Genomic DNA, 16,177 nt, shown 5'->3' on the forward strand with positions numbered 1-16,177 from the left:
GCCGAGGCTGTGGAAGTGAGGCCGGGCGCTGTGGAAGTGAGGCCCGGGGCTGCCCCTGGGGCTTCGGCCTGCTCGGCCTGCACCTCCTACTCCTCGCCGTAGCGCGGGTCCACCGACTCCGGTGAGAGGCCCAGCAGCTCCGCCACCTGCTCCACGACCACTTCGTGGACCAGCGCGGCCCGTTCGTCGCGGCCCTTGGTGCGGATCTCCACGGGGCGCCGGTAGATGACGACCCGGGCGGGCCGCCCCTCGGAGGCGGAGATCGTCCCGCCGAGCGGCACCGTCCCGGTGCCCCACTCCTCGTCACCGGCGTCCCCGCCGGTGGTCGGCGGCACGTCGAGTACCAGGAAGTCGATCTCGGTGAGCTGCGGCCAGCGCCGCTCCAGGCGCTCCACGGAGTCCTGCACGAGGTCCGTGAAGGCCTCCGCGCGGCTGGCGGAGAGCGGCACCTGCGGAGGCGCCACAGGGCCGCGCATGCCCCTGCCGTGACGGTCGCGTCGGCGGGGCCTCGGCTCACTGGAGCGGGGTTGTACGGGGTCGTCCATCACTGGGGAAGCGTAGTCCTCGAGATCGCCCTTTCCGCACGGAGCACGGCATGTCGCTTCCTGACCATTCCAGCCAAGCTTGGGCTCGATTGCGTATCTCTCCGGGACCGCCGATCTCGCGACGATTGGCCGCATTTGTACCGAGTGGTGACCGCGTTCAACACCGCAGGTCCCCCTGGTCCCTTGTGTCTCCGCAGGTCAGTGGCGCGTTCCCGAGGGCCCCTGTGTGCGGGATCACAGCACGACACGGGGGAGTGACCTCGGGGAGAGTCGTCGCGGCCCGCTCAAGAGTGCGGTACCGTCCAACGTCGTGAGCCCTGTACGTCGCTGTTCGCGCACCGCTTGCGGCCGTCCCGCCGTCGCGACGCTGACGTACGTCTACGCCGACTCGACCGCGGTCCTCGGCCCTCTCGCCACCTACGCCGAACCCCACTGCTACGACCTGTGCGCCGAGCACTCCGAGCGCCTCACCGCGCCCCGCGGCTGGGAGGTCGTCCGCCTGGCCGACGGCTCGGGACCGGCCCGGCCCAGCGGCGACGACCTGGAAGCGCTCGCCAACGCCGTGCGGGAGGCGGCGCGGCCGCAGGAGCGGGCCGCGGGAGCCGGTGGCGGCGGGGCGCGCTCGGCGGACCCGATGGAGGTCGCACGCCGGGGGCACCTGCGGGTGCTGCGCTCGCCGGAGTCCTGAAGCCCTTCTCCGTGGAGAGCCGCAGGGAGCCGTCACTCCTCACCGGCGTCTCCGTGGGCGACCGCCACTTCTGACCGGCATCTTGGCCGGAACGGCGTCTTGGTCGGATCGGCGTCTCCGTCGGAACGGCGTCTCCGAAGGCGAGCGGCGTCTCCGTAGAGGGCTGTTATTCACCCTTGAACAACCCGTCCCGCACGCCCCATTGACGTGGCGTTGGCGCGGACACGACCATTCCTCCCATCCATGAGAGATCCCTTTCCGCATCACGGAATCGGGGAGGCTTGGTGTACGTCCAGGAACTGGAGCCCGTGGCCGACTCGCTCGGCCTGTCCGCCCTCGTCGCGACCCTGCCCCTGCTCACCGTCCTCGTCCTGCTCGGCGCCGTCCGCATGAAGGCCCACCGCGCGGGACTCATCGGCCTCGCGGTCGCCGCCGCCGTCGCCTGGCTCGCGTACGGCATGCCGCTCGGCCAGACCGCCTCCAGCGCCGCCCAGGGCGCCGTCTTCGGGCTCTTCCCCATCCTGTGGATCGTCGTCAACGCCCTGTGGGTGTACCGGATGACCGTCCGCACCCGGCACTTCGACATCCTGCGCCGCTCCTTCGGACGGCTCTCCGACGACCCGCGCATCCAGGCGCTCGTCATCGCCTTCTGCTTCGGCGCGCTCCTGGAAGCGCTCGCCGGCTTCGGCGCGCCCGTCGCGATCTGCTCGGTCATGCTGGTCGCGCTCGGCTTCGACCCGGTGCGCGCCGCCGTCGTCGCCCTCGTCGCCAACACCGCCCCCGTGGCCTTCGGCGCCATGGGCACCCCCGTCGTGACGCTCGCCCAGGTCACCGGCATCCCGCTGGACACCGTCGCCACCGTCGTCGGCCGCCAGACCCCGCTGCTCGCCCTCGTCGTGCCGCTCCTCCTGGTCGCCCTCGTCGACGGGCGGCGCGGCCTGCGCGAGACCTGGATCCCCGCCGCGGCCTGCGGACTCGCCTTCGCCGCCGCCCAGTTCGCGGCCTCCAACTACGTCTCCGCGCAACTGGCCGACATCGGGGCCGCCTTGGCGGGCGCGGGGGCGCTCGTCGCCGTCCCGGGCGCCCGGAAACCGGCCGCCGAGCCCGTCCGCGCCGCCGTCCTGACCGGCGCCCGCAGCACGGACCTGGACCACGACGACCCGCGCCCGGACGTGCTGCGCGCCTACGCCCCGTACGCCCTCATCGTCGCGATCTTCTCCGTCGCCCAGATCCCGCCCGTGAAGGACTTCCTCGCCGAGGCGACCCGAACCTTCGACTGGCCCTTCCTGAACGTCGCCGACCCGGCGGGCGACCCGGTCGGCGGCAACGCCTTCTCGCTGCCCGTCGTGTCCACCGGCGGCACGCTCGTGCTCCTCGCGGGCGTCGGCGCGGCGGTCGTCCTGCGCGTCCCCGCGCGCGTGGCGGTGCGCGAGTGGCTGGCGACCGTGCGCGAACTGCGGTTCGCGATCCTCACCGTGACGAGCGTGCTCGGGCTCGCGTACGTCATGAACCTCTCCGGACAGGCCGCCACCATCGGGCACTTCGTGGCCGACGCGGGCGCGGGCCTCGCTTTCCTCTCGCCGGTGCTCGGCTGGTTCGGCGTCGCCGTGTCCGGCTCCGACACCTCCGCCAACGCGCTGTTCGGCTCGCTCCAGGTGACGGCCGCCGAGCAGTCGGGGCTCTCGCCCGAACTCCTCGCCGCCGCGAACAGCTCGGGCGGCGTCCTCGGCAAGATGATCTCCCCGCAGAACCTGACGATCGCCTGCGCGGCCGTCGGGCTCGCGGGCAAGGAGGGCGACCTGCTGCGCAAGGTGCTGCCCTGGAGCATCGCGCTGCTCCTGGTGATGTGCCTCATCGTGGTCGGGCAGAGCACCGCGGTCCTCGGGTGGATGCTGCCCTGACGGGATGCGGCCCGGATGCCCTGACGGGATGCCGCCCGATGTCCTGACGGGATGCCGCCCTGGCGCCGCTTCCCCTCCGGCGTTGCGGGTAGTTTGTTGCCACCGACGAGGGCTTGCCGAGCTCCCTGAACCTTGCAGAGAGGGTTGCCGTGACTGCTGACCTGTCCCAGCTCGTGAAGGCGTACGACGTGCGCGGGGTGGTCCCGGACCAGTGGGACGAGTCCCTGGCCGAGTTGTTCGGCGCGGCCTTCGTGAGCGTGACGGGAGCGGACGCGATCGTCGTCGGGCACGACATGCGGCCCTCGTCGCCCGGTCTGTCCCGCGCTTTCGCGCGAGGGGCCGCGGCGCGCGGCGTCGACGTCACCGAGATCGGCCTGTGCTCGACGGACCAGCTGTACTACGCGTCGGGCGCGCTGAACCTGCCCGGCGCGATGTTCACGGCCTCGCACAACCCGGCGGAGTACAACGGCATCAAGATGTGCCGCGCGGGCGCCGCCCCGGTCGGCCAGGACACCGGCCTCGCCGACATCCGCGCCCTGGTCGAGCGCTGGTCGGACGAGGGCGCCCCCGCCCCCGACCCGGCGGTGACCCCCGGCACGCTCACGCGCCGCGACACCCTCAAGGACTACGCGGCGCACCTGCGCTCCCTGGTGGACCTCACCACCATCCGCCCCCTGAAGGTCGTCGTCGACGCGGGCAACGGCATGGGCGGCCACACCGTCCCCACCGTCTTCGAAGGCCTGCCCCTCACGCTCGTCCCGATGTACTTCGAGCTGGACGGCACCTTCCCCAACCACGAGGCCAACCCGCTGGACCCGGCCAACATCGTCGACCTCCAGGAGCGCGTGCGCGCGGAGGGCGCCGACCTCGGCATCGCCTTCGACGGCGACGCCGACCGCTGCTTCGTCGTCGACGAGAACGGCGGCCCGGTGTCCCCCTCGGCGATCACCGCCCTGGTCGCCGCCCGCGAACTCGCCAAGCACGGCGGCTCCGGCACGGTCATCCACAACCTGATCACCTCCTGGTCGGTCCCCGAGGTCGTCCGCGAGAACGGCGGCACGCCCGTGCGCACGCGCGTGGGCCACTCCTTCATCAAGGAGGAGATGGCCAAGTCGGGCGCCATCTTCGGCGGCGAGCACTCCGCGCACTACTACTTCCGCGACTTCTGGAACGCCGACACCGGCATGCTGGCCGCGCTGCACGTCCTCGCGGCCCTAGGCGGCCAGGACGGCCCGCTGTCCGGCCTCGTCGCGCAGTACGACCGCTACGCGGGCTCCGGTGAGATCAACTCCACGGTCGACGACCAGGCGGCGCGCCTCGCGGCGATCCGCTCCGCGTACGAGGGCCAGGACGACGTCACCATCGACGACCTCGACGGCCTGACGGTCACGTCCACCGACTGGTGGTTCAACGTCCGCGCCTCCAACACGGAACCCCTCCTCCGCCTGAACGCGGAGGCCCGCGACGAGAAGACGATGACGCGGGTACGGGACGAGGCCCTGGCGATCATCCGAGGCTGATCCACGACCACCCTCATGCCGTTGCTGTCGGTGTCCTGCGCACGCGGGGGTGCGCAGGACACCGACAGCAACGGCTGGCCTGCGGCTGCGGGCGCGGACTGGCAGGTGGGCACCAACGCACCACGGGCCGCACCCGAAGGAACAAGCGTCGCCCCCCCGGGCATCCGGAGCGAAGCCCCGCCTCGCCCCCGCCCAAGGCCCCCGGCCAGCGGTACCCTGACCAGGCCACAAGCCCCACCCGCCCCACCCCGAAGGGACCCCGCACCATGCCGCTCGAAGCCGGCCTCCTGGAGATCCTCGCCTGCCCGGCCTGCCACGCCCCCCTCAAGGAGACGGACACGGAGCTGGTCTGCACGGCGAGCGGCCCGGACTGCGGTCTGGCCTACCCGGTCCGCGACGGCATCCCCGTCCTCCTGGTCGACGAGGCCCGCCGCCCCGAGTAACGATCGAAGAGGCGCACCGTACGAAGCCGCGACCGGCACCCCGTACGACCACCCAGCCCGCCACCCGCCGTCGCACGGCGATCGGAGGCCGCCCTCATGCTCGACGACTCGCTCCTTGAAGATCCCGGGGCCCTGGCCCGGGCCGACCTGCACGATCTGCTGCGCGGCGCCGCCGAGGCGGGCGCCCGGGTGCGGACCGCGGTCCGGCACGCCACGGAGTCCGGCCTCACGGACCTCAAGCCGGACGGCCGCCCCCGCGCCGTCCTGATCGCGGGCCCGGGCACCGCGGCGACCGGCGTGGCCGACCTCATCGGCGCGCTCGCGGGCACCGGCTGCCCCGTCGTGCGCCTCGCGCCCACCGGGGTCGCCCCCGCCGCAGGCGCGCTGCGCTGGTCCCTGCCCGGCTGGACGGGCCCCGTCGACCTGCTGCTCATCGTCACCCCGGACGGCACGGAGCCCGGCCTGACACTCCTCGCCGAGCAGGCGTACCGCCGCGGCTGCACCGTCGTCGCGGTGTCCCCGGCCCGCACCCCGCTGGCCGAGAGCGTCGAGGGCTCGCACGGCCTGACGGTCCCGATGGCCGCATCGCCCGTGGCCGCGTACGGGACGACGTACGGCGAGGCGGAGAGCCGCGTCGGCACGCACGAGGAGCCCGCGGGGCCCGCGCGGACCGACCCCGGCGGCCCCGGCGGGCCCCACGACCCCACCGGCCCCGCGCAGCCGGACCCCGCCGAACCCGGAAGCCTCGGCCGCCCCGGCGCCGCCCACGGCGTACTGGAAGACCGCGGTCCGCTGACCTCCCCGCACAACGACCCGCCGGAGGCCCCCGCGGCCGCCCCCGGCACCCTCTGGGCCCTGCTCACGCCGCTGCTCGTCCTCCTCGACCGGACCGGCCTCATCGCCGCCCCCGTCGACACCCTCCAGAAGGTCGCCGACCGCCTGGACGACGTGGCCGAGCGCTGCGGCCCGGCCATCACGACGTACAGCAACCCCGCGAAGACGCTCGCCGTCGAGCTGTCCGAGTCGCTGCCGCTGATCTGGAGCGAGGGGCAGACCGCGGGCATGGCGGGCCGCCGCTTCGCCGCCGCCCTCGCCGAACTCGCGGGCCACGCCGCGCTCGCCGCCGAGCTGCCCGAGGCCCTGCCCGCGCACGCCGCGCTGCTCGTGGGCGGCATCGCGGGCGGCGCCGAGCGCGACGACTTCTTCCGCGACCGCGTCGACGAACCGGCCGCGCTCCGCGCCCGCGTGGTCCTGCTCCGCGAGCGCCCGTCCGACGCCGGCGGCCTGACCGCGATGCCCGCCGCCCGCGAACTCGCCCGCAGCCACGACACCCCGCTCAGCGAGCTGGAACCGGGAGACGGCAGCGACCTGGAACGCCTCGCCGAGCTGATCGCCATCACGGATTTCGCGGCCGTTTACCTGGCGCTCGCCTCCGGGGGCCGATCATGACGGCACGCCGACCGTGACGGACGTGCCGACGCGACCGCACGCCGACCGTGACGGGTGTCCGACGTGACCGCACGCCGACCGAGACCGCACGCCGACCACGGGTGACCGCCCCGGCCGGGGCGTCCGCACCCGCGTACCCGCACCACCCGTAAGGGAGACCTCCCCGTGGACCGCCTCACCAACACCATCCGCCCCTACGCCTGGGGTTCCACCACCGCCATCGCGGAGCTGACGGGCGCCGAGCCCACCGGCGAGCCGCAGGCCGAGATGTGGATGGGCGCCCACCCGGGCGCACCCTCGCGCACCGAGCGCGGCCCGCTCAACGAGGTGATCGACGAGGACCCGGCGCGCGAGCTGGGCCCGCGCGCCGTCGCGAAGTTCGGCCCGCGCCTGCCCTTCCTCCTGAAGATCCTCGCCGCCGGCGCCCCCCTGTCCCTCCAGGTCCACCCGAACCTGGAAGAGGCCAAGGAGGGGTACGACGACGAGGAGCGCCGCGGCGTCCCCATCGACGCCCCGCACCGCAACTACAAGGACGCCAACCACAAGCCCGAACTGATCTGCGCGCTCACGCCCTTCGACGGACTCTGCGGCTTCCGCGCCCCCGCCGAGGCCGCCGACCTGCTCGCGGGCCTCGGCGTCGACTCCCTCAAGCCGTACGTCGACCTGCTGCACGCCAAGCCCGAGGAGGCCGCGCTGCGCGAGGTCCTGACGGCCGTGCTCACCGCCGACCCGGACGACATGGCGAAGACCGTCACCGAGGCCGCGGCCGCCGCCGAGCGCATCGGCGGCGACCACGCCCCCTACGCCGCCATCGCCCGGCACTACCCCGGTGACCCCGGCGTCATCGCGGCCATGCTGCTCAACCACGTCCGACTCCAGCCCGGCGAGGCCATGTTCCTCGGCGCCGGCGTCCCGCACGCCTACCTCCAGGGCCTGGGCGTGGAGATCATGGCCAACTCCGACAACGTGCTGCGCTGCGGCCTCACCCCCAAGCACGTCGACGTACCCGAACTCCTGCGCGTCGTCCGCTTCGAGGCCACCGACCCCGGCGTACTGCGCCCCGAGGCGTCCCCCGACGGCGAGGAGGTCTACGAGACCCCGATCGACGAGTTCCGCCTCTCCCGCTTCGTCCTGCCCGAGGCCGGCGCCGCCCACGACCTCACCGCCGCGACCCCGCAGATCCTGCTGTGCACGGCGGGCGAGGTCCGCGTGGGCGACATCGCCCTGGCGCCGGGACGGTCCGCGTTCGTCCCCGCGGGTGAAAAGACGGAAGTGTCCGGGGCAGGCACGGTTTTCCGCGCCACTGTGGTGGCCTGAGACACCGCACGCGTCCCGTGCTGCAACAATGACCCACCGCGAAGGCCGGGCGGAGCAGCGCCCGGACGCGCGCAAGGCGCAGCGGCAAGGCGTAGTGACGCAGGCGAAGGGACATCGGGCACACATGAGTGCGTCAGGCGGAACAAAGGCGATCGTGGCGGCACTCGCCGCCAATCTCGCGATCGCGGTGGCGAAGTTCGTGGCGTTCCTCTTCAGCGGCTCGTCCTCGATGCTCGCCGAGAGCGTCCACTCGCTCGCCGACTCCGGCAACCAGGGCCTGCTGCTCCTCGGCGGCAAGAAGGCCCAGCGCGAGGCGACCCCGCAACACCCCTTCGGCTACGGGCGCGAGCGCTACATCTACGCGTTCCTGGTCTCCATCGTGCTCTTCTCCGTCGGCGGCATGTTCGCCATCTACGAGGGCTACGAGAAGATCAAGCACCCGCACGACATCGAGCACTGGTACTGGCCGGTGGGCGTCCTGGTCTTCGCGATCATCGCGGAGTCCTTCTCCTTCCGGACGGCCATCAAGGAGTCCAACGCCCTGCGCGGCAAGCTCACCTGGACCCAGTTCGTGCGCCGCGCCAAGGCCCCCGAGCTGCCCGTCGTACTCCTCGAAGACCTCGGCGCGCTCGTCGGCCTGGTGCTCGCGCTCGGCGGTGTCGGCCTCGCCCTCGCCACCGGTGACGGCGTCTGGGACGGCATCGGCACTCTGTGCATCGGCGTCCTGCTCATCCTCATCGCGATCGTCCTCGCCGCCGAGACCAAGTCGCTGCTCCTCGGCGAGGCCGCGGGCACCGAAGAGGTCGCGAAGATCGAGCGGGCCCTGGTCGACGGCGACACCGTCACCGGCGTCATCCACATGCGCACGCTGCACCTCGGCCCCGAGGAACTCCTCGTCGCCGCCAAGGTCGCCGTCCAGCACGACGACACGGCCCGCGAGGTCGCGGAAGCGATCAACGCGGCCGAGGACCGCATCCGCGCCGCCGTCCCCATCGCCCGCGTCATCTACCTGGAACCGGACATCTACAACGCGGAAGCGGCGGCAGCGGGCACGAACCCGGCGAAGTCGCCAGGCGGCCACTGACGGCAAGGGCCCCGCACCACTTCGGTGCGGGGCCCTTCGACGTACGGCCCGCGTACGGGCGCACTCGCCCTCACTGCACCTCGCGCAGCACCTCCAGCACAGCCCTCTCGTCCGGCGCGGCCTCAAGCCGCTCCCGGAACCCTCCGTCCATCAGCTTCCGCGAAAGCATCGCCAGAATCCGCAGATGCTCATCACCCGCGGCCGCCTCCGGCACGGAGATCATGAAGATCAGCTTGGCCTTCGTACCGTCGAGCGCCCCCCACTCGATGCCCTCGGCGGACCGGGCGAACCCCACGACCGGCGAGGTCACCGCATCCGTCTTGGCGTGCGGAATGGCGATCTCCTCCCCGAGCCCGGTGGTGCCCTGCGCCTCCCGGCGCAGCGCGGTCCGCACCAGTTCCTCTACGTCGACGACCTTCCCGGTCCGCGCGAGCAGCCCGGCCAGCTCCCGGATCGCGGCCTCCTTCTCGTCGGCGTCGAGCCGGACCTTGACGGTCTGCTCGGTCAGATACCCGGAGAGCACCTCACCACCGGAAGCCACCACGGGGTCGGCGGACGCCTGAGGCGCGTCGGTCGAAGGATGAGGCGCGTCGGCCGAGGAAGCGGGCGCCGAAGGGGCAGGCGCGGCAGGGGACTTCCGCAGCGGTGCCGCCGGGGGGACATCCGCGGCACCGACTCCGGCCCCGACCCCGGCGAGCGCCGGCTCGGCGTCCCCACTCGCCCCACCGGCCAACGGCTCCGCCCGCCGCTTCCGCTCACTGATGTCCACCAACGCCACCGTCGTCAGCGCCGTGACCACAGTGCCGAGCGCCACAGCCACGAAGAACATCGGCACACCACCGACCGCCCCGAGGACGGCCACGATCGGCCCGCCGTGCGGCACCGCGTCCTTCACGTCTGCGAGCCCGGCGACCGCACCGGCCACGGCTCCGCCCAGCATGTTCGCCGGAATGACCTGCGCGGGCCGCGCCGCGGCGAACGGAATCGCACCCTCGGAGATCCCGAACAAGCCCATGAACAGGGCCGCGAGCCCGGTCTCGCGCTCCTGCTCGCTGTAGAGCCGCTTGCGGATCAGCGTCGCGAGCCCCTGCCCGAGCGGCATCACCGGGATCGCCGCGGCGCACATGCCCATGACGGTCTGGTTGCCGGTGGCGATGAGCCCCGCGCCGAACAGGAACGCGGTCTTGTTGACCGGCCCGCCCATGTCGAACGCGATCATCAGCCCCAGGATCGCGCCGAGCAGGATCGCGCTGGTCCCGGTCATCCCGCTGAGCCAGTCCGTCAGATGCTCGAACACCCACGAGATGGGCTTGCCGATGACGTAGATGAAGAAGAGCCCGAGCGCGCTCGTCGCCAGAATCGGGATCACGATGATCGGCATGATCGGCTGGACGAACTTCGGGACCTTGACCTTCTTGATCCACAACACCAGGTACCCGGCCAGGAACCCGGTCACGATCGCCCCGATGAACCCCGCCCCCGCCTTGGAGTCGTACAGCTCACCGGTGTTGGCGATCCACCCGCCGATCATGCCGGGCACGAGCGCGGGCCGGTCCCCGATCGCGTACGCGATGTACCCCGACAGGATCGGCACCATCAGCGTGAACCCGATGACCCCGATCTGGTTCACATGCATCCAGAACGAGTCGTCGGGGATGACCAGACCCCCCTTGGGGTCGGTGTGCCCGCCCAGCGACAGCGAGATCGCGATCAGCAGACCACCGACCACGACGAACGGGATCATGTACGAGACGCCGTTCATCAGCGCCTTGTACGCGACGCTCCGCTCCCGGCCGCCGCCCGCGCCCCCGCCGCCGCCCGCTGAAGCGGAACCCCCGGCGCCGCCACCGCCCGCGTGCACGGGCGCGCTGCGCACCCGCTCGATCAGGCGCTCCGGGTGACTGATGCCCTCGGAGACCCCGACGGACAGCACCCGCTTGCCCGCGAACCTCGTCAGGTCCACGTCCTTGTCGGCCGCGACGATGATGCCGTCGGCATCTCTGACATCGTTGTCAGTCAATACGTTTTCAGCCCCGATGGAGCCCTGGGTCTCCACCTTCATCTCGATGCCCTGGCTGTCGGCGGCCTGCTGGAGTTTCTCCGCCGCCATGTACGTGTGGGCGATGCCCGTCGGACATGCGGTCACCGCGAGCAGCTTCAGCCGCGGGTGCCCACTGGGGTCCCCGCCTGCCACGGGGTCGGCCGGACTGGTCACGTGGATCTCCTAACGCCTTGGCCAAAATCGATCGCGCGCATGCTCCCGATCTCCAGGCATCCTGCAACACCCGCGGACCAGTTCAAAAGCGCAAAGGTCCCGGTTCGGCGGGGTCTCTGGACCTTTGTTCCCTCCTCGATTCGGCCACAGTCCGGCACGAGGCGGGCTGGGGCGCGCTGCGCCAATCGGTGTAGATTCGTGACAGTGCCAGACGTCGCTGCTGATGGCGGTCGGGCGGTCCGCACCTGGACCGGCCGAGGGAGAGAGGGCCTCCGACGGACTGCGCTGCGCGCGGCGGTGCACCCTTGTGCCCCGACGCCGCAGGTCAGCCATGCCCACCCTCGACCGATCACGAGGAGCAGCTCAGAATGACTGCCGCCAACGGCCACGACTTCAAGGTCGCCGACATCTCCCTCGCCGACTACGGCCGCAAGGAGATCAACCTCGCCGAGCACGAGATGCCCGGCCTGATGGCGATCCGCAAGGAATTCGCCGCCAGCCAGCCGCTCGCCGGCGCCCGCATCATGGGCTCCCTGCACATGACCGTGCAGACCGCCGTCCTCATCGAGACCCTCGTCGCCCTCGGCGCCGAGGTCCGCTGGGTGTCCTGCAACATCTTCTCCACCCAGGACCACGCCGCCGCGGCCGTCGCCGTCGGCCCGAACGGCACCCCGGACAACCCCCAGGGCATCCCGGTCTTCGCCTGGAAGGGCGAGACCCTCGAGGAGTACTGGTGGTGCACGGAGCAGGCCCTGACCTGGCCGAACACGCCCACCGGCGGCCCGAACATGATCCTGGACGACGGCGGCGACGCCACCCTCCTCGTCCACAAGGGCGTCGAGTACGAGAAGGCCGGCAAGGTCCCGGCGATCGAGACCGCCGAGTCCGACGAGCACCGCGTCATCCTCCAGACCCTGCACCGCACGCTCGCCGAGAACCCGCAGAAGTGGACCCAGCTCGCCTCGGAGATCCGCGGCGTCACCGAGGAGACCACCACCGGCGTCCACCGGCTGTACGAGATGCAGCGCGACGGCGAGCTCCTCTTCCCGGCGATCAACGTCAACGACGCCGTCACCAAGTCGAAGTTCGACAACAAGTACGGCTGCCGCCACTCCCTCATCGACGGCATCAACCGCGCCACCGACGTCCTCATCGGCGGCAAGACCGCGGTCGTCTGCGGCTACGGCGACGTGGGCAAGGGTTGCGCCGAGTCCCTGCGCGGTCAGGGCGCCCGCGTGATCATCACCGAGATCGACCCGATCTGCGCCCTGCAGGCCGCGATGGACGGCTACCAGGTCACGACGCTCGACGACGTCGTCGAGACGGCCGACATCTTCATCACCACGACCGGCAACAAGGACATCATCATGGCCTCGGACATGGCCAAGATGAAGCACCAGGCGATCGTGGGCAACATCGGTCACTTCGACAACGAGATCGACATGGCCGGCCTCGCGAAGCTCCCGGGCATCGTCAAGGACGAGGTCAAGCCGCAGGTCCACACCTGGACGCACCCCGACGGCAAGGTCCTCATCGTCCTGTCCGAGGGCCGCCTGCTGAACCTGGGCAACGCCACCGGCCACCCGTCCTTCGTGATGTCCAACTCGTTCGCGGACCAGACCCTGGCCCAGATCGAGCTGTTCACCAAGCCCGACGAGTACCCGACCGACGTCTACGTGCTCCCCAAGCACCTCGACGAGAAGGTCGCCCGCCTGCACCTGGACTCGCTCGGCGTGAAGCTCACGACGCTCCGCCCCGAGCAGGCCGCGTACATCGGCGTCCAGGTCGAGGGCCCGTACAAGCCGGACCACTACCGCTACTGACCCCGGCCCCGGCCGCCACCGCGACCACCCCGACGGGCCCCGGCCACGAGGCCTTGGCCCTGCCTCGGAACCCGGTCCGTGACCCCACTCCCGACCCGGGACCTGGTCATGCGACCCCGCTCCTGACCCGGGACCTGGTCACACCCGGCGGCCGCCCGGCAGTACGCCTCCAGCAGGCCCTCGCCCACCGGGGCGGGGGCCTGCCCCCGTAGCGGCGCCCACGGGGACGATCCGCCCCACGCCCGACAAGGACCACGCACCATGCCCCGCGGCCGATATTCGCTTCACGATCCGCACGATCACACCCCTCTCGGCGAAGAACACTTCCACTGCGCGCCCGGCCCTTCCGGCTGGCGCTATGTCGCCCAGCGCACCACCCCCTCGGGCGACCACGCGGGCTCCGTCGACCTGGCCATCGACGAACTCGGCCGCCCCATCCGACTCGAACTGCACGCTTCCGGCTGGCAGGTGCGCGCCGCCGCCCTGGACGGCGTCACCTGGGTCCGGACCGACGCCACCGGCGCCCACGCCGACGAGCGCAACGCCCCCGCTCACGCCATCACCGGCACATCCCCCGCCTTCCTCGTCGCCACCGCCCGGCTGCTGCGGCTCGCCCCCGCTGCCCCCGCGACCCGCGTCCGCCTGGTCGCCTTCACGGACCCGGTCCTCGCCCCCCGCACCCTCGACCAGTCCTGGGCCCTGCTGAAAAGCGAAGCACACGCCACTGACAACGGCCCTCTGACCGTGGACGAATACGAGGTCACAGCCCTGGACACAGGCGAGAGGCATACCGTCCACCTCACCGGCGACGTCGTCCTCGCGGCGCCCGGCATCGAGCTGGAGAACCTGGAGACGCCGCCGTCGGTGTTCGGCTGAGACGCGAATCGGGCTCATGAGCCGCGGAGCGGGAGGATGGCCGCGGACCGGGCTGATGAGACGTGAATCGGGCTTACGCGGGCGGCACGAAGCCCGTCGAGGGCCGGGCGGGCTTCTCGGGCACCGGGGGAGGGGGAGAGGCCGGGGGCGCAGCGGGTCCGGCGGTGGGCTGAGGGGGCTGCGCGGGTGTGGTGGTGGGCTGGGGCGGCTGCGCGGGCGCGGTGGCCGGGGGCCCGTACGCATCCGTCACAGAAGCCGCCCCCGCCCCCTGCTCCCCGAACGCCCGCCGCGCCTCACGCGCCTGCCGCTCGTGCACTACGGCGGCGAGGAAGGCCGCCGGGGGCACGCCCTCCGGCGCCGGAGCCCCGGTCCGCGCCACCACATCGTTGGCGAGACGTTCCGCCATCGCCCAGCCGACCTGCGGATCCAACTGCCCCATCCGCGTCAGGTACTGGCGGACGGCCAGCCACAGCCCGTCCGGCACCGCCGACAGGTCCAGCTCGGCGAACCGCCCCACGAGCCACGGCGGCGGCGCGGGCACGTATTCGGTACGCCCCGCCGGCACCCGCTCCCGTACGACGAGCGTCCCCGCGAACACATCCCCCAGCCGCCGCCCGCGCTCCGACACCAAGGAGGCGATGCACGCGACGACCCCGAACGTCATGAGGATCTCCACGACCCCGATCGCCCCGCGCACCAGCGCGTGCCGGAACCGGATCGGCCCGCCGTCGTCCCTGACCACGCGCAGCCCGCACGCCAGCTTCCCGAGCGACCGCCCGTGGCTGAGGGTCTCCACCGCGATCGGCACACCCACGAGCACCAGCACGAACGTCGCCACCGCGATCGCGGCGACCGCGGCGTCGTCGAGCGACCCGGCCGCGGCCAGCAGCCCCAGCGTCACCGCCAGATACGCCGACCAGGCCACGACCATGTCGATGAGCACCGCCAGCGCACGACTCGGCAACTTCGCGGGACGCAGTTCCAGCGCCACCGCCTCGCCCGTCACCAGCTCACTCACGCCTGCCGCCCTTCCCGTTGCTGCCCCCGGAACCGCCAGTCTGCCAAGCTGACTATCGATCGCGCCGCACCACCAGAGCCGCAGTACGAGAAGCCGAGGAGCAGTCAACCGATGGACCTCGACGTCTTCGTGTCCGCACACCGGGCCGAATGGGACCGTCTGGACACCCTGCTGCGCCGCCAACGCCGTCTCACCGGCCCCGAGGTCGACGAACTCGTCGTCCTCTATCAGCGCACGGCCACGCACCTCTCCCTGATCCAGTCCAGCGCCCCGGACCCACAGCTGACCGGCCGTCTCACCCAACTGGTGGCACGCGCCCGCAGCGCCGTGACAGGCACGCGCCGCGCCTCCTGGAGAGATGCCACGCGCTTCCTGACACACGGTTTCCCCGCTGCGGTCTACCGCAGCCGTCACTGGTGGGTACCCACAGCCCTGCTCTCCATCGCCCTGGCCGCCGTGATCGGCTGGTGGATAGGCACCCACCCCGAAGTCCAGTCCTCCATCGCCGCCCCCTCGGAGCTGCGCGACCTCACGCGCCCCGGAGGCGAGTACGAGACGTACTACTCCAGCCACCCGGCGGCGTCCTTCGCCGCCCAGGTATGGACGAACAACGCCCAGGCAGCAGCGATGTGCCTGGTCCTGGGGGCGTTCCTCTGCCTTCCCGTCATCTGGATCCTCTTCCAGAACATGCTCAACCTGGGCGTCGGCATCGGCTTGATGTCCTCCGCCGACCGCCTCGACACCTTCCTCGGCCTCGTCCTGCCCCACGGCCTCTTGGAGCTGACCGCGGTCTTCGTAGCCGCCGGCACCGGCCTCCGCCTGGGCTGGACCCTCATCGCCCCGGGCCCGCGAACCCGCCGCACCGCCATGGCCGAGGAAGGCCGCTCCGCCCTCGGCATGGCCATCGGCCTGGCCCTCGTCCTCCTCATCTCCGGCGCCATCGAAGGCTTCGTCACCCCGTCCGGCCTCCCCACTTGGGCCCGTATCGGCATCGGCATCGCCGCCGAGGCGGCGTTCCTCGTGTACGTCTACGTCCTCGGCGGCCGAGCCGCGCGCGAAGGCGAGACGGGCGACGTGGAAGAGCACGAGCGGAGCGCCACGGTCCCCACTGCGGCGTGATGTGCGCACGTCGCCTCTGAGCTGCTAGTCTCCTCTTCGCCCCGGAAAAGTCATTGACATGGCAGATCCGAGGAGGTAGATTCGAACAGTTGCCTAGAGCTGGACAGCTCGCGCGGCGGCAGTTAAAATCTGCCTGCTTCTTGAATCTCATCTCATCGAGAAGCCATCCCGATGAATCG

General features: G+C 71.9%; 13 protein-coding genes. 10 read left to right on the forward strand and 3 right to left on the reverse strand.

Annotated features, from left to right (window positions below; translation table 11 throughout):
- Positions 1–86: 86 nt before the first annotated feature.
- Positions 87–545: a metallopeptidase family protein gene (locus QUY26_RS24050; protein WP_289955969.1), complete on the reverse strand. Its 459-nt coding sequence runs from the start codon at positions 543–545 to the stop codon at positions 87–89.
- 310 nt (positions 546–855) lie between these two features.
- On the opposite strand from QUY26_RS24050, the gene QUY26_RS24055 reads away from it, so the two are divergent.
- The 7 genes from QUY26_RS24055 to QUY26_RS24085 all read left to right on the forward strand — a co-directional run bounded on the left by QUY26_RS24055 (position 856) and on the right by QUY26_RS24085 (position 8,947).
- A complete protein-coding gene (locus QUY26_RS24055; protein ID WP_289950049.1) occupies positions 856–1,233 on the forward strand; it encodes a DUF3499 domain-containing protein in 378 nt (125 codons plus the stop codon).
- A gap of 284 nt (positions 1,234–1,517) precedes the next feature.
- Positions 1,518–3,134 (forward strand): L-lactate permease, encoded by a 1,617-nt coding sequence (locus tag QUY26_RS24060; RefSeq protein ID WP_289950051.1) that lies wholly within the window; start codon positions 1,518–1,520, stop codon positions 3,132–3,134.
- A gap of 149 nt (positions 3,135–3,283) precedes the next feature.
- Entirely contained in the window at positions 3,284–4,654 is a 1,371-nt protein-coding gene (locus QUY26_RS24065) for a phosphomannomutase/phosphoglucomutase (protein ID WP_289950053.1), read from the forward strand.
- 266 nt (positions 4,655–4,920) lie between these two features.
- Positions 4,921–5,097: a Trm112 family protein gene (locus QUY26_RS24070; RefSeq protein WP_289950054.1), complete on the forward strand. Its 177-nt coding sequence runs from the start codon at positions 4,921–4,923 to the stop codon at positions 5,095–5,097.
- 96 nt (positions 5,098–5,193) lie between these two features.
- On the forward strand, positions 5,194–6,546 hold the full coding sequence (locus tag QUY26_RS24075; protein WP_289950055.1) for an SIS domain-containing protein: 1,353 nt from the start codon (positions 5,194–5,196) through the stop codon (positions 6,544–6,546).
- Positions 6,547–6,711: 165 nt separating this feature from the next.
- Positions 6,712–7,863: a mannose-6-phosphate isomerase, class I gene (gene manA / locus QUY26_RS24080; RefSeq protein WP_289950057.1), complete on the forward strand. Its 1,152-nt coding sequence runs from the start codon at positions 6,712–6,714 to the stop codon at positions 7,861–7,863.
- A gap of 124 nt (positions 7,864–7,987) precedes the next feature.
- Positions 7,988–8,947 carry a cation diffusion facilitator family transporter gene (locus tag QUY26_RS24085; protein WP_289950058.1) on the forward strand — a complete coding sequence of 320 codons (960 nt, stop codon included), beginning with the start codon at positions 7,988–7,990 and terminating at the stop codon, positions 8,945–8,947.
- A 70-nt stretch (positions 8,948–9,017) separates the two neighbouring features.
- Here the strand turns inward: QUY26_RS24085 and QUY26_RS24090 are convergent, their stop codons facing one another.
- A complete protein-coding gene (locus QUY26_RS24090; protein WP_289950059.1) occupies positions 9,018–11,162 on the reverse strand; it encodes a fructose-specific PTS transporter subunit EIIC in 2,145 nt (714 codons plus the stop codon).
- A 368-nt stretch (positions 11,163–11,530) separates the two neighbouring features.
- Between QUY26_RS24090 and ahcY the strand changes: the two genes are divergently transcribed.
- Positions 11,531–12,985: an adenosylhomocysteinase gene (gene ahcY, locus QUY26_RS24095; RefSeq protein WP_289950061.1), complete on the forward strand. Its 1,455-nt coding sequence runs from the start codon at positions 11,531–11,533 to the stop codon at positions 12,983–12,985.
- Positions 12,986–13,246: 261 nt separating this feature from the next.
- Complete coding sequence (locus QUY26_RS24100; protein WP_289950063.1) at positions 13,247–13,861, forward strand: hypothetical protein; 615 nt, start codon at positions 13,247–13,249, stop codon at positions 13,859–13,861.
- Between the two features lie 73 nt (positions 13,862–13,934).
- On the opposite strand, the gene QUY26_RS24105 is transcribed toward QUY26_RS24100, so the two are convergent.
- Positions 13,935–14,879 carry an RDD family protein gene (locus QUY26_RS24105; protein ID WP_289950067.1) on the reverse strand — a complete coding sequence of 315 codons (945 nt, stop codon included), beginning with the start codon at positions 14,877–14,879 and terminating at the stop codon, positions 13,935–13,937.
- A 111-nt stretch (positions 14,880–14,990) separates the two neighbouring features.
- On the opposite strand from QUY26_RS24105, the gene QUY26_RS24110 reads away from it, so the two are divergent.
- Positions 14,991–15,998, forward strand: a complete 1,008-nt coding sequence (locus QUY26_RS24110; RefSeq protein WP_289950070.1) for a stage II sporulation protein M — start codon at positions 14,991–14,993, stop codon at positions 15,996–15,998.
- The last annotated feature ends 179 nt before the right edge of the window (positions 15,999–16,177 follow it).

This window comes from Streptomyces flavofungini (assembly GCF_030388665.1).
GTDB classification, from domain to species: Bacteria; Actinomycetota; Actinomycetes; order Streptomycetales; family Streptomycetaceae; genus Streptomyces; species Streptomyces flavofungini_A.

Bases quoted from the DNA above. Each gene is read 5' to 3' on its own strand.
- QUY26_RS24100 (WP_289950063.1), top strand. From the start codon at position 13,247: ATGCCCCGCGGCCGATATTCGCTTCACGATCCGCACGATCACACCCCT.
- QUY26_RS24075 (WP_289950055.1), top strand. From the start codon at position 5,194: ATGCTCGACGACTCGCTCCTTGAAGATCCCGGGGCCCTGGCCCGGGCC.
- QUY26_RS24050 (WP_289955969.1), bottom strand. From the start codon at position 545: ATGGACGACCCCGTACAACCCCGCTCCAGTGAGCCGAGGCCCCGCCGA.
- ahcY (WP_289950061.1), top strand. From the start codon at position 11,531: ATGACTGCCGCCAACGGCCACGACTTCAAGGTCGCCGACATCTCCCTC.
- QUY26_RS24085 (WP_289950058.1), top strand. From the start codon at position 7,988: ATGAGTGCGTCAGGCGGAACAAAGGCGATCGTGGCGGCACTCGCCGCC.
- QUY26_RS24110 (WP_289950070.1), top strand. From the start codon at position 14,991: ATGGACCTCGACGTCTTCGTGTCCGCACACCGGGCCGAATGGGACCGT.
- QUY26_RS24070 (WP_289950054.1), top strand. From the start codon at position 4,921: ATGCCGCTCGAAGCCGGCCTCCTGGAGATCCTCGCCTGCCCGGCCTGC.